The following is a 12231-nucleotide window of genomic DNA, read 5'->3' on the forward strand; positions in this document are numbered from 1 at the left end:
CCGGGCTCGACGTCCTACCGGGCGGCGCGCCGGGGTCCGTACAGTGTCGGCATGGTCGTCGGACGGGTGCTCGGGCACGTGCTCGGGCAGGGGCACGGACGCCGTCGCGTCGTGCCTGGCGTCTCCGGCGCGCGGGGTGCGCGGCGGCTCGCCGTCACGCTCGCGCTCGCGCTCGGCGGGGCGCTCGTCGCGCTGCTGGCCGATGCCGAGGTGCTCGTGCACCGGTGCGTCGCGGGCGACGGCATGGCCGGCTGGCTCGGGCTGCGCCTCGCCCTGCTCCGCACCGACGTCGAGTGCCCGAGCGGCACGCTCGCGGTCGGCGGCGACGGTCGACAGGTCGCCGGGGTGCTCGTCGTGGTCGCGCTGCCCGTGCTGCTCGCCCACCTGGGCGTCGCCGCGACCGGGCTCGCCGTCCTCGCCGCCCTGCGCGGTGCCGTGCGCGACCTGACCGACGCGCTGCGTGCCGTCGTGCGGCGCGTCCCCGGCGCGGCGAGCGTGGTGCTGGTGCGGGCGCGCCTCGCGGTCGCCTCGACCGTCGCGGCGCCGAGCGCGGTCGGCGGCTCGGGCGGCGTCCTGCGGCGGGGCCCGCCGGCGCTCGCCGCGGCCTGACCACCGGCCCAGGGCCGCTCGTCCGGTCGGCGCGCACGGCGCGCCCACGTGACCCCATGCACCCGCGCACGCCGCGCGACCCCGGAAGGAACCCCATGTCCAGCTCACCCCGCCCGTCCAAGGCCGACCGCCGCGACGAGGCGCGCGCCGCCGCGCTCGCGCTGCGCGCCCAGCAGGAGCGCGAGGCCAGGCGCCAGCGCACGATCCTCCTCAGCCTCATCGGTGTCGGCCTCGTCGCCGTGGTCGCCGTCGTCGTGTGGATCCTCGGGCAGGCGACGCCCACCACGACCGTCGACATCCCCGACGCCGACCTCTCCGAGGTCGAGGAGCCGCTCGCCGAGGTGACCGCGCCCGCGGGCGCGACCGACGACGGCGGGATCCTCGTGGGCGCCGAGGGCGTGCTCGCCGACGGCGAGGCGCCGGACGACGCCGTCGTCGTCGACGTGTACGCCGACTTCATGTGCCCCTTCTGCGGGCTCTTCGAGGAGACCAACGGCGCGACGCTCGACGAGCTCCGCGAGTCCGGCGACGTCGTCGTCGCCTACCACCCGGTCGCGATCCTCGACCGCTTCGCGAGCGGCACCAAGTACTCGACGCGCTCCTCGGCCGCGCTCGCGCTCGTGGCCGACCAGGCGCCCGAGCAGTTCGTCGACCTCAACACGATCCTCTTCGCCAACCAGCCGGCCGAGGGCAGCGAGGGCCTGTCCGACGCCGAGATGGCGGAGCTCGCGCGCGAGGTCGGCGTGCCCGACGACGTGGCGACGGCGATCGAGGACGGCAGCTACCTGACCGGCGACGGCTCGTTCGTCCCGTGGGTCCAGGCCGCGACCGAGCAGGCGTCGCGCGACCTCCCGCGCCTGGCGACCCCGACCGTCCTGGTCGACGGCCAGGACCTGTCGGAGGACCTCGGCGTCGACTGGCGCATCGAGGGTGCGCTCGCGGCCGCAGTCGAGCAGGTCCGTGGCTGACGTGACCGGCACCGACACCGACGCCGACGTCGGATCCGGGACCGGCACCACGGCGCCGGGCCTGCGGGCCGGCACGGGGCCCGTCGCGGCGATCTTCCGGATCCGGCACGACAACCGGTTCATCTTCACCACGATGCTGGTGTCGGCGTGCATCAGCCTCGTCGCGTCGTTCGTGCTCTCGGTCGACGCGCTGCGCCTGGCCGAGAACCCCGGTGCGACGCTCGCGTGCGACATCAGCGCGACGCTCTCGTGCGGCGCGGTCGCGCAGTCGTGGCAGGCGCAGCTCTTCGGGTTCCCGAACGCGTTCCTCGGGCTGATCGCCGAACCGGTCGTCATCACGATCGCGGTGGCCTCGCTCGGCGGCGTGAGGTTCCCCCGGTGGTTCATGGCCGCGGCCCAGCTCGTCTACACCCTGGGCCTGATCTTCGCGTACTGGCTCTTCTACCAGTCGATGGTCGAGATCGGGGCCCTGTGCCCGTGGTGCCTGCTCGTCACGCTGTCGACGACGCTGGTGTTCACGTCGCTCACCCACGTCAACGTCCGGGACGACAACCTCTACCTGCGTCGGCGGGTCCAGGCGTTCGCGCACCGTGCCGTCGAGCGGGACGTCGACCTCGTCGTCGTGTGGCTGTGGATCACGGGTCTCGTGGTCCTCATCGCGGTCAAGTACGGGCCCGCGCTCCTGCTCGGCTGACGGCCGGGGCCTGGTTCCGTCCTGACCACGCGCGTCCGTCCCGTCCCGTCCCGTGCCCGCTGCGGGTCGGGACGGGACGGCGGTGCGCCCCGTCCGCGGGCTCCTGGCAGACTGGGCCCGCCCCGCCGCCTTAGCTCAGTGGTAGAGCACCCGCCTTGTAAGCGGACGGTCGTCGGTTCGAATCCGACAGGCGGCTCTCCTCGCCCCGCGCTCGCGCTCGCGGCTCTCCTCCCCGCGCTCGCCCTTCGCGTCGGCGGGTCCTCGTCGGCCCGACCCCCGCGCGGCCGTCGGTGACCATGGTCCGATCGGGTGAACCATGATCGTGGCGCGGTGTCGGAAGTGCCCGGATCCGTCGGGATCGTCCGGGTGAAATGCGGGCGGACCGCCCGCTCCGGCAGGCGGTGCGCTGCCGGACGTGCACCGGGTCGCACCAGAATCGACCCGTCCGACGGTGCCGCCCCCCACGGCGCCGTGGACGGCCGGTTCCCCCGACCGGTGACCCCCTTCCTCGGCGACCCCCTTCGCCGTGCCCCGACACCATAAGGACCCCCTCATGGCCCTCTCGCGCCGCAAGTCCGCCGCCGTCGCCCTCGCCGTCGTCGGCGTGGCCGGGCTCTCGCTCGCGTCCGCCGCCCAGCTCAACGTCACCACCGGCTCGCTCGGTGCCGCGAGCGAGGTCGTCGCGTCCTGCCAGCCCGACGGCGGCACCGCGATCGCGGTGACGTTCGGCAGCGCGTACGACGCCGCCACGAAGGCCTACCGCACCGGCTCCGTCGTCCTGAGCGACGTCCTCGCCGCCTGCGCCAACCAGGGCGTGGACATCACGGTCTTCGACGTGAACGGCACGGCGCTCGCCACGGCGACCGGGACCGCGGCCGAGGGCACCAAGAGCTTCACCCTCGTCCCCGTCGACCCCGCCGCGACGACGGTCGACCCGGCCGCCGTCGAGGGCGTCGCCGTCGTCATCGCGGGCTGAGCCCGTCGGAGGCCCGCCCGTGCTCCGGGTGGCCGAGCAGGCCGGTGCGGCACGCCCGCGCCGGCTGCTCGGCCGTGCCGGGGACGTGGTCTGGGTCGTCGCCGCCCTCGTCGTCGGCTGGTTCCTGTGGCCGAGCTCGCTCGGCGGGTGCACGACGCTGACCATCGTGTCGGGCCGGTCGATGGAGCCCACGTACGTGACGGGCGACCTGGTCGTGGCCCGCTGCGGGCAGCCCGAGGTCGGCGACGTCGTGGTCTACACGCCCCCCGGCACGGGTGGCGCCCGGGTGATCCACCGGATCGTCGACGGCGACCCGGGCGCGTGGGTGCTCCAGGGCGACAACAACGACTTCCTCGACCCGTGGGAGCCCACCGACGCCGACGTGCTCGGACGCGCGGTGCTCCACCTGCCCGGGGTCGGGACCGCCGGGGCGGTGCTGCTGAGCCCGCTCGCGTGGGTCTCGCTGCTCGTGGTCGCGCTCGCCGTGCTCGTGTGGCCGGACCGCGAGGCCGACCCTGCGGACGAGGAGCCCGACGACGCAGCTCCCGGCGGACCGCCCGGCGACGAGCCCGCGACCGTCGGGATCGCCGGCCCCCCGGCGATGGCGGTCGGTGACCGGGTGGGCGCCGTCCACGAGTAGTGCGACCCGGGGACCACCTGTCCTCATCGCGCACCGCCGACCGGGCGGTGCGCACGGACCCACGAGCCAGGAGGTGACCATGCGACGAGTGCTCACGGGCCTCGCGCTCGTCGTCGCCCTCTGCTCGGTGGGTGCGGCGAACGCCGCGTCGCTGCCCGTCTCGAGCGGCTCGCTCACGACCGTGCGTGCGAGCGCGCCGTGCGCCCAGACGCTGTCCGTCACGGCGACGTCGACGACCGCCACGTCGTCGGTCGACGTCACGGTGCCCGCCGGGTGCGCGGGCCGCCTCCAGGTCGCGCTGCCCGACGCCGGCGTCCACGGGCAGCTGGCCTCGGCGTCGGGTTCCGTCACGGTGCCCCTGAGCGGGGCGTTCACGCCCGTGCGCGGCACCGTCGTCGTCGCGACCCTCGACGGCTGGGCCGTCCCGGCGCGCTGGGTCGCCTCGTCACCCTTCTCGCCCGCCAACCCGACGACGGTCGTCCGGTCGGTCACGTGGTCCGCCGCCTGGCCGAGCGGCGCGTGCGCCGACGTCGTCGTGACCACGACGACCAACCAGCCGTCGCACTGGGTCGTGGCGCTCGACACGACGGTCCCGCCGTTCGACGGTCGGACGACCGGCTACACGATCACCGGTGGCCAGGCGGTGTTCGCACCCCCGGGCACGCCGGTCGACGGCGTGCTGAGCGTCGTCGGGAGCAACAACGGGTGGGACACCATCCGGGCCGGTCAGACGCGCACGTTCAGGGTCTGCCATCCCGACGTCGCGGTGCCCTGACCCGCCCGGCCCCGCCGGTCCCCGCCGTGCCGGGCTCGCCCCGCCCGAGCTGGCCGCACCGGACCCTGCTCGGCCCGCCCCTCCTGCCCGGCCTCACCTCAGGGCGCGCCGTCGACCAGGGGTGTGAGGGCCGGGCGCTTCGGCCGGCGCAGGTCGCCCGACGAGCGTCCCCGCAGGCGCCGGGTGGCCCACGGGTAGACGTGCTCGCGGACCCACTGCGCGTCCTCGCGCACGCGCGCCGCGCGGGGCAGAGGCGGTAGCGGGACGAGCGGGTCGTCCCACGCGGCGTCGTCGGGCTCGAGCCCGAGCGCCACGAGCGCCGCCTGGGCGACGCGGCGGTGCCCCTCGGTCGTCAGGTGGATCCGGTCCGGGGCCCACATGCGCCAGTCGCGCAGGGACCGCATGCCCCACAGGTCGAGCACGTGCGCGTCGTGGCGGCGCGCGATCGACCAGATGTGCGCGTTGTACACGGCCACCCGGCCGCGCGTGCGGCTGATGATCGGCGAGTCCTTCGCGTCCATGCCCGTGCCGAGCAGGACGTCCGCGCCGGCGTCGCGCAGGCGGACGACGGCGGCCTCGAGGTCGGCCGCGAGCCGGTCGGGGTCGGCGGCCGGCCGCAGCATGTCGTTGCCGCCGCCGACGACGCTCACGAGCGCGGGGGCCATCGCCGCCGCCGCAGGGACCTGCTCGCGGAGGATGGGGCCCAGGAGGCGGCCCCGCACCGCGAGGTTCGCGTAGCGGAACGGTGGTGCGTCGGGTCCGCGGCGGTCGGCGAGATGGGTCGCGAGCAGGTCCGCCCAGCCCCGGCACGGCACGTCGGCGGTCTCGGGGTCCTCGACGCCGGGGACGTCCCACAGCCCCTCGGTGAACGAGTCGCCGAGGGCCGCGTAGCTCGACCAGGCCGCTCCTGCGTCACGGGTGAAATCCACGGGACAAGTCTGCGCTTGTGCGACGCCAGGTCCCAAACCGGGCGTCCGGGACCTCACCTCACCCTGGACGGTCCGGGGGGCGTCGGTCATCCTGGGCAGGTCAGCGACAAGCGGCAAACCCATCGCGAGGTGGGGACGCAAAGCCACGGGACCCTCGAGGTCAGCCGGGCTACCGAACGACAGGGGCCGACCATGGACCTCCACCAGGTGACCGCCACCTCCGCACGCGACTGCCTCGTGTGCGGACCGGCGACCGTCACGTCGCGCGTCGTGCGGCACCTCCACCCGCACCGCTCCGGCCACCTCGCGGGCCGCACCCCTTAGCCCTCGGGCAGGCGTCCCGGGTCGCAGGAGGCGACCGGTCGGGACGGCGACGGGCAGGACGCCCGACGCGGAGCAGCACGCGGAGCCGGAGCCCAGGAGGGGTGACATGGTCAGCACGAAGAACCGCAGGGCCGCCTCGGTGGCCCTGGTGGCGCTCGCCCTCGTGGGCGTGCGGGCCGCCGCCGCGGCGGGCGGCGGGATCGGCGACGAGCTGCTCGTCGCGAGCACGACGACGGAGCTGTGCAGCTCGTCGGACGTGCACATCGACTACGACGTCACGTACGTCGCAGCACTGCAGGGATACGGGGTGAGCGCCGCCCGGCTGTCGGGGCTGGACGAGCGCTGCCAGGGGTACGACGCGATCGTGTCCCTCAGCGGGCCCGGGGGGGCCCTGCTGGCGGAGGGATCCGCTGTGGTGGACGGCACCGAGGTGACCGTCGTCGTGCCGGCGGAGACGCCGGTGGCCGCGGACGAGCTCACGGGGGTGAGCGTCGTCCTGGTGGTGGCAGAGGTCTGAGGGGGCCTCTCAGGTCGAGGCGGGTGCCGTCGCCGCGGGGGCGGTGGCGGCACCCGCCGAGGACCAGTCGACCGGCGGCTCGCCCTGCTCGGCGAGCAGCGCGTCGACGCGCGAGAACGGCCGCGAGCCGAAGAACCCGCGGGACGCCGACAGCGGGCTCGGGTGCACGCCCGCGACGACCGGCACGTCACCCAGCAGCGGCGCGGCGGTCGCGGCGTCCCGACCCCACAGGACCGCGACGAGCGGCGCTCCCTCGGCGTGCCGCCGCGCGAGGGTGCGGACCGCCTGCGCGGTGACCTCCTGCCAGCCGAGGGACCGGTGCGACCCCGGCGCGCCCGCACGGACGGTCAGCACGCGGTTGAGCAGCAGGACGCCCTGGTCGGCCCACGGTGTGAGGTCGCCCGAGGGACCGGGCGTGCCGCCGACGTCGTCGGCGATCTCGCGGTACACGTTCTGCAGCGACCGGGGGATCGGTCGGACGTCCGGCGCGACCGAGAACGCCAGCCCGGTCGCGTGGCCGGGCGTCGGGTACGGGTCCTGCCCGAGGAGGAGCACCCGCACGTCGGCGAGCGGGCGGCGGAAGGCGCGCAGGACGTCGTCCGGGGCGGGGAGCCACGCGCGGCCCGCGGCGGTCTCGGCGCGCAGCGCGTCCCCGAGGGCCCGGATGCGGTCCTCCACGGGGGCGAGCGCCTCCGCCCAGTCCGGGGCGACGAGCTCGGCGAGAGGGCGACGGGGCCTGGGCGCTGGTGTTGGCGTCGGCACGGCCGCGAGCGTACGGCGCCCGGGTGACGGACCGGGTGAACCCGTGGACGCCCGCGTGGGCCGTGCGCCGACCCCGCGGGGGCTCGGCGCGACGCGCCGCGGGCGACGCGCCGGGCGGAATGACACCCCTGTCATTCCGACCTAGCATGGCGGGCAGCAGGAGCAGACGCGGGCGAGCAGGTCCGCCCGGGTGTCCAGCAGGGAGGTCGGCATGACGACGAGCACGCACGCGACGGTCGACGTCGCACCGCACGGGGCGGAGCTGTCGGAGCGCGACCAGCAGATCCTGGCGTTCGAGCGCCAGTGGTGGAAGTACGCCGGCGCCAAGGAGCAGGCGGTGCGCGAGCTGTTCGAGATGTCGGCGACGCGCTACTACCAGGTGCTCAACGCCCTGATCGACTCGCCCGCCGCCCTCGCGCACGACCCGATGCTCGTCAAGCGCCTGCGCCGCATGCGCAGCTCGCGCCAGCGCGCCCGTACCGCGCGCCGCCTGGGCGTCGAGGGCTGACCGGGCCGGTAGCCTGTCCGCCGTGACGGGCCACTACGACCACCCCGCGGACGAGTTCGACGTCGCTCCGCACGAGGAGCGTCCCAGGGGTGTCCACCGGGCGCCGCGCTCGTGGTGGAACCGGTGGGCCCCGTTCGTCGCCGTCCTCGTGATCTTCCCCGTCCTCGCGTTCGGGGCGGTCTACTGGCTGTCGCAGTGGGACGGTGCCCCCGGCGGCGTCGCGCTCCCCGCGATCGGCGGCTCCGCGTCCGAGGAACCCGAGGGCACGCCGGCCACCCCGACGGAGGGTGCGGCCGAGGAGCCGACCGACGAGGCCACCGAACCGACGGAGCCGACCGAGCCGGTCGAGGAGCCCGTCGAGGAGCCGGTCGAGGAACCCGTCGAGGAGCCGACCCCCGAGGCGGACCTGACGACGCCGGTCCGCGTGCTCAACGCGACGAACCGGTCCGGGCTGGCCTCGGGCACGGCAGCGACGCTCACCGACGCCGGCTACACCTCGACGTCGTCGGGCAACTGGTCCGGCGGTGCGGTGAGCAGCTCGGTCGTCTACTACGGCGTCGAGGACGACGCAGCGACGGCGCAGGCCGTCGCGGCCGAGCTCGGCATCGGCCGCGTCGTCCTCGACGACGGCGTCGAGGGCGTGCTCGCGGTCCTGGCCGCCGACTTCGAGGGCTGACGCGCCGCACGCCGTCGAGCCCGGCGAGAGCCCGCCGAGCCCGCCCGTCGCGCACGGGCGCCGTGCAGCGGCGATGATCGTGGGGTGGTCGCGGCCCGCGGCCACGGTCGCGGCCGGCAGCCCGGGGGACGGATGACAGCGAGCGAGGTCGACGTCGTCGTCGTCGGCTCGGGCCCCAACGGCCTCGCGGCGGCGGTGACGCTCGCGCGCGCGGGGCTCGGCGTGCGGGTCCTCGAGGCACAGCCCACGGCCGGTGGGGGCGCCCGGACGGTCCCCGGCCTCGTCCCCGGCGTGGTGCACGACCAGTGCTCCGCGGTGCACCCGATGGCGCTCGCGTCGCCCTTCTTCCGCCGGTTTGACCTCGCGGCACGCGGGGTCGAGCTCGTGACGCCCGAGGTGTCCTACGCGCAGCCGCTGCCCGACGGGCGGGCCGCGCTCGCGCTGCGGTCGCTCGACCGGACCGTGGACGAGCTCGGCCCCGACGGCCCGGCGTGGCGTGCGCTCATGGAGCCGCTCGTCGAGCACGCCGACGCGGTCGTCGGCGCCGTCCTGGGCGACCACCGCCGCCTCCCGCGGGACCTCGTCACCGCGATCCGCTTCGGCCTGCGCACGCTCGAGCAGGGCGTCGCGCCGCTGTGGGGGCGTCGGTTCCGCGGCGAGGAGGCGCCCGCGCTCCTGACCGGCGTCGCGTCGCACGCGATCACGCCGCTGCCGTCCCTGCCCGCAGCCGGGACCGCGCTCCTGCTCGGGACCCTCGCGCACGCCACGGGCTGGTGCATCCCGCGCGGGGGGACCGCGACGATCACGGACGCGCTGGTCGCCGACCTGCGCGCGCACGGCGGCGAGGTGGTCGTCGACAGCCCGGTCCGGACCCGCGCCGACCTGCCGCAGGCGCGTGCGTACGTGTTCGACACCACCCCCGCGACCGTCGCGCGCGTGCTGGGCGACCGCATGTCCCCGCGTGTCCGCCGCGAGCTCCTGGGCTTCCGGCACGGGAACGGGGCCGCGAAGGTCGACCTGGTGCTGTCGGGGCCCGTGCCGTGGACCCACCCGGACGTGGGGCGCGCGGGGACCGTGCACCTCGGCGGCACGCGCGCCGAGATGGTCGCGACCGAGCGCGCGGTGGCCGCGGGCCGGCACTCGAGGCACCCGATGGTGCTGCTGAGCGACCCGTCCGTCGTCGACCCGTCCCGTGTCGGACCGGGCGGCGTCCGTCCGCTGTGGACCTACGCGCACGTCCCGGCGGGGTCGCCGCGCGACATGACCGACGCGGTGCTCGACGAGCTCGAGCGCTTCGCGCCCGGCGTCCGCGACCTCGTCGTCGCCGCGCAGTGCGTGCCCGCGTCCCGGATGGAGCAGCACAACGCGAACTACGTCGGCGGCGACATCGCCGCGGGGACCATCACGATGCGCAGGATGCTCGTCGGTCCGCGCTGGCAGCTCGACCCGTACGACGTCGGCGTGCCGGGCGCGTACCTGTGCTCCGCGGCGACGCCGCCCGGGCCCGGTGTGCACGGCATGGCCGGCTGGCACGTCGCGCGGCGCGTGCTGCGAGACCGGTTCGGCGTCCACCACCCGCCCGACCTGCGCCCGTCCCCGGCCCGCGGGTGACTGCTTGCACTCGCCGGGTCCGAGTGCCAATAATGAGTTAGCACTCTCGATCCGAGAGTGACAGAAACGTCTGGCCAGGTGAGGCCGGCGCGCGGCGGGACATGACCGCCGCGCGGCGTGCCGTCCGTCGCGGGCACCGCGGCCAGTCCCACCGCCACAACCGGAGGATCCGTCCGAATGGCCAAGATCATCGCCTTCGACGAGGAGGCCCGCCGCGGCATGGAGCGGGGCATGAACGCCCTGGCCGACGCCGTCAAGGTCACCCTGGGCCCCAAGGGCCGCAACGTCGTGCTCGAGAAGAAGTGGGGCGCCCCCACCATCACCAACGACGGCGTCTCGATCGCCAAGGAGATCGAGCTCGAGGAGCCGTTCGAGAAGATCGGCGCCGAGCTCGTCAAGGAGGTCGCCAAGAAGACCGACGACGTCGCGGGTGACGGCACCACCACCGCCACCGTGCTCGCCCAGGCCCTCGTCAAGGAGGGTCTGCGCAACGTCGCCGCCGGCGCCAACCCGATCGCGCTCAAGCGCGGCATCGAGAAGGCCGTCGAGGCCGTCACCGAGCAGCTGCTCAACGCGGCCAAGGACGTCGAGACCAAGGAGCAGATCGCCGCGACCGCCGGCATCTCCGCGGGCGACCCGGCCATCGGCGAGCTCATCGCCGAGGCCATGGACAAGGTCGGCAAGGAGGGCGTGATCACGGTCGAGGAGTCCAGCGCCCTGGGCCTGGAGCTCGAGCTGACCGAGGGCATGCGCTTCGACAAGGGCTTCCTGTCGGCGTACTTCGTCACGGACCCGGAGCGCCAGGAGGCCGTGATCGAGGACGCCTACGTGCTCCTCGTCGAGTCCAAGATCTCGAACGTCAAGGACCTGCTGCCGCTGCTGGAGAAGGTCATCCAGGCCGGCAAGCCGCTCTTCATCGTCGCCGAGGACATCGAGGGCGAGGCCCTGGCCACGCTCGTCGTGAACAAGATCCGCGGCACGTTCAAGTCCGTCGCCGTCAAGGCCCCGGGCTTCGGCGACCGCCGCAAGGCGATGCTCCAGGACATGGCCATCCTCACGGGCGGTCAGGTCATCTCGGAGACGGTCGGCCTCAAGCTCGAGAACGCCACGCTCGACATGCTGGGCCAGGCCCGCAAGATCGTCGTGACGAAGGACGAGACGACGATCGTCGAGGGTCAGGGCGACGCCGAGCAGATCGCCGGCCGCGTCTCGCAGATCCGTGCCGAGATCGAGAACTCGGACTCGGACTACGACCGCGAGAAGCTCCAGGAGCGCCTCGCCAAGCTCGCCGGTGGCGTCGCCGTCATCAAGGCGGGCGCGGCCACCGAGGTCGAGCTCAAGGAGCGCAAGCACCGCATCGAGGACGCCGTGCGCAACGCGAAGGCGGCCGTCGAGGAGGGCATCGTCGCCGGTGGTGGCGTCGCCCTCATCCAGGCCGGCAAGCTCGCGTTCGAGAAGCTGGACCTCGAGGGTGACGAGGCGACCGGTGCGCGCATCGTCGAGCTCGCCATCGAGGCGCCGCTCAAGCAGATCGCGATCAACGCGGGTCTCGAGGGTGGCGTGGTCGCCGAGCGCGTCCGCAACCTCCCCTCGGGCCAGGGCCTCAACGCCGCCACGGGCGTGTACGAGGACCTGCTCGCCGCGGGCGTCAACGACCCGGTCAAGGTGACGCGCTCCGCGCTCCAGAACGCCGCGTCGATCGCCGCGCTGTTCCTCACGACCGAGGCCGTCGTGGCCGACAAGCCGGAGAAGTCCTCTGCTCCGGCCGGTGGCGACGGCGGCATGGGCGGCATGGACTTCTGATCCTCACCGATCAGGTCTGAGCAGGCCCGGCCGACGAGGTCGATCGACGGCGGGCGTCTCCCTCAGGGGAGGCGCCCGCCGTTCGTCGTACCTGGACCGGTACCGGGCCCCGCGCGCCGGCCTGCACGCCGGTCACGTGCCGTGACGCGGAGCCCTGACGCGCGCAGACGGCGTACGAGCTCGCGCGAGTCGACGAGCTGGGCGCCGAGCGCGACGAGGTCGTCGTACCGCTCGGCGGGCACGTCGTAGTGGTCGAGGTCGAACGCGCGGCGGGGGATGCCCGCGCGGTCGGCCAGGGCGTGCAGCTCGTCCAGCGTGCTGTCGCTCACGAGGTGGCCCCAGACGCGGCCGTGGCGGGGCCACAGCGGCGGGTCGAGCAGCACGGTCACGCGTCGATCGAACCACGCCCGGACGCGACGACGCCCTCCGGGACGGGTCG

14 protein-coding genes, 1 tRNA gene and 1 riboswitch are annotated in these 12231 nt (G+C 74.9%); of the genes, 12 read left to right on the forward strand and 3 right to left on the reverse strand.

The window, feature by feature from the left end:
- Positions 1-51 precede the first annotated feature (51 nt).
- The 7 genes from IEV86_RS09045 (at position 52) to IEV86_RS09075 (ending at position 4662) form a co-directional block, all read left to right on the forward strand.
- Positions 52-609 (forward strand): hypothetical protein, encoded by a 558-nt coding sequence (locus IEV86_RS09045; protein ID WP_188484633.1) that lies wholly within the window; start codon positions 52-54, stop codon positions 607-609.
- Between the two features lie 95 nt (positions 610-704).
- Positions 705-1577, forward strand: coding sequence for a DsbA family protein (locus IEV86_RS09050; protein WP_043608221.1), 873 nt, complete (start codon positions 705-707; stop codon positions 1575-1577).
- Positions 1570-2271, forward strand: a complete 702-nt coding sequence (locus IEV86_RS09055; protein ID WP_229734576.1) for a vitamin K epoxide reductase family protein — start codon at positions 1570-1572, stop codon at positions 2269-2271. The genes IEV86_RS09050 and IEV86_RS09055 overlap by 8 nt, the downstream gene beginning before the upstream one ends.
- A 124-nt stretch (positions 2272-2395) precedes the next feature.
- Positions 2396-2467 (forward strand) — tRNA-Thr (locus IEV86_RS09060).
- Positions 2468-2824: 357 nt separating this feature from the next.
- Complete coding sequence (locus IEV86_RS09065; protein WP_043608220.1) at positions 2825-3247, forward strand: hypothetical protein; 423 nt, start codon at positions 2825-2827, stop codon at positions 3245-3247.
- 19 nt (positions 3248-3266) lie between these two features.
- Positions 3267-3887, forward strand: a complete 621-nt coding sequence (locus IEV86_RS09070; protein ID WP_052426395.1) for a S24/S26 family peptidase — start codon at positions 3267-3269, stop codon at positions 3885-3887.
- A gap of 79 nt (positions 3888-3966) precedes the next feature.
- On the forward strand, positions 3967-4662 hold the full coding sequence (locus IEV86_RS09075) for a hypothetical protein (protein WP_152605699.1): 696 nt from the start codon (positions 3967-3969) through the stop codon (positions 4660-4662).
- Positions 4663-4760: 98 nt separating this feature from the next.
- On the opposite strand, the gene IEV86_RS09080 is transcribed toward IEV86_RS09075, so the two are convergent.
- Positions 4761-5591 carry an SGNH/GDSL hydrolase family protein gene (locus IEV86_RS09080; protein ID WP_043608217.1) on the reverse strand — a complete coding sequence of 277 codons (831 nt, stop codon included), beginning with the start codon at positions 5589-5591 and terminating at the stop codon, positions 4761-4763.
- Positions 5592-5693: 102 nt separating this feature from the next.
- A riboswitch (cyclic di-GMP riboswitch) is annotated at positions 5694-5768 on the forward strand.
- A 253-nt stretch (positions 5769-6021) separates the two neighbouring features.
- Between IEV86_RS09080 and IEV86_RS09085 the strand changes: the two genes are divergently transcribed.
- Positions 6022-6432, forward strand: a complete 411-nt coding sequence (locus IEV86_RS09085; protein WP_043608215.1) for a hypothetical protein — start codon at positions 6022-6024, stop codon at positions 6430-6432.
- A 9-nt stretch (positions 6433-6441) separates the two neighbouring features.
- Here IEV86_RS09085 and IEV86_RS09090 read toward each other — a convergent pair whose 3' ends face one another.
- A complete protein-coding gene (locus IEV86_RS09090; RefSeq protein ID WP_052426394.1) occupies positions 6442-7194 on the reverse strand; it encodes a uracil-DNA glycosylase in 753 nt (250 codons plus the stop codon).
- Positions 7195-7405: 211 nt separating this feature from the next.
- On the opposite strand from IEV86_RS09090, the gene IEV86_RS09095 reads away from it, so the two are divergent.
- The 4 genes from IEV86_RS09095 (at position 7406) to groL (ending at position 11792) form a co-directional block, all read left to right on the forward strand.
- The gene (locus IEV86_RS09095) at positions 7406-7702 is read left to right on the forward strand and encodes a DUF3263 domain-containing protein (protein ID WP_043608213.1); all 297 of its coding nucleotides are present in this window, start codon (positions 7406-7408) and stop codon (positions 7700-7702) included.
- A gap of 22 nt (positions 7703-7724) precedes the next feature.
- Positions 7725-8378, forward strand: a complete 654-nt coding sequence (locus IEV86_RS09100; RefSeq protein ID WP_043608209.1) for a LytR C-terminal domain-containing protein — start codon at positions 7725-7727, stop codon at positions 8376-8378.
- A 132-nt stretch (positions 8379-8510) separates the two neighbouring features.
- Positions 8511-9989: a phytoene desaturase family protein gene (locus IEV86_RS09105; protein WP_043608228.1), complete on the forward strand. Its 1479-nt coding sequence runs from the start codon at positions 8511-8513 to the stop codon at positions 9987-9989.
- Positions 9990-10166: 177 nt separating this feature from the next.
- On the forward strand, positions 10167-11792 hold the full coding sequence (groL, locus tag IEV86_RS09110; protein WP_043608208.1) for a chaperonin GroEL: 1626 nt from the start codon (positions 10167-10169) through the stop codon (positions 11790-11792).
- A gap of 62 nt (positions 11793-11854) precedes the next feature.
- Here the strand turns inward: groL and IEV86_RS09115 are convergent, their stop codons facing one another.
- Positions 11855-12181, reverse strand: a complete 327-nt coding sequence (locus IEV86_RS09115) for a DUF4031 domain-containing protein (protein WP_052426393.1) — start codon at positions 12179-12181, stop codon at positions 11855-11857.
- Positions 12182-12231 lie beyond the last annotated feature (50 nt).

The organism is Cellulomonas carbonis (genome assembly GCF_014636275.1).
In the GTDB taxonomy this organism is placed as follows: domain Bacteria; phylum Actinomycetota; class Actinomycetes; order Actinomycetales; family Cellulomonadaceae; genus Actinotalea; species Actinotalea carbonis.

Bases quoted from the DNA above. Each gene is read 5' to 3' on its own strand.
- IEV86_RS09045 (WP_188484633.1), top strand. From the start codon at position 52: ATGGTCGTCGGACGGGTGCTCGGGCACGTGCTCGGGCAGGGGCACGGA.
- IEV86_RS09050 (WP_043608221.1), top strand. From the start codon at position 705: ATGTCCAGCTCACCCCGCCCGTCCAAGGCCGACCGCCGCGACGAGGCG.
- IEV86_RS09075 (WP_152605699.1), top strand. From the start codon at position 3,967: ATGCGACGAGTGCTCACGGGCCTCGCGCTCGTCGTCGCCCTCTGCTCG.
- IEV86_RS09095 (WP_043608213.1), top strand. From the start codon at position 7,406: ATGACGACGAGCACGCACGCGACGGTCGACGTCGCACCGCACGGGGCG.
- IEV86_RS09105 (WP_043608228.1), top strand. From the start codon at position 8,511: ATGACAGCGAGCGAGGTCGACGTCGTCGTCGTCGGCTCGGGCCCCAAC.
- IEV86_RS09065 (WP_043608220.1), top strand. From the start codon at position 2,825: ATGGCCCTCTCGCGCCGCAAGTCCGCCGCCGTCGCCCTCGCCGTCGTC.
- groL (WP_043608208.1), top strand. From the start codon at position 10,167: ATGGCCAAGATCATCGCCTTCGACGAGGAGGCCCGCCGCGGCATGGAG.
- IEV86_RS09085 (WP_043608215.1), top strand. From the start codon at position 6,022: ATGGTCAGCACGAAGAACCGCAGGGCCGCCTCGGTGGCCCTGGTGGCG.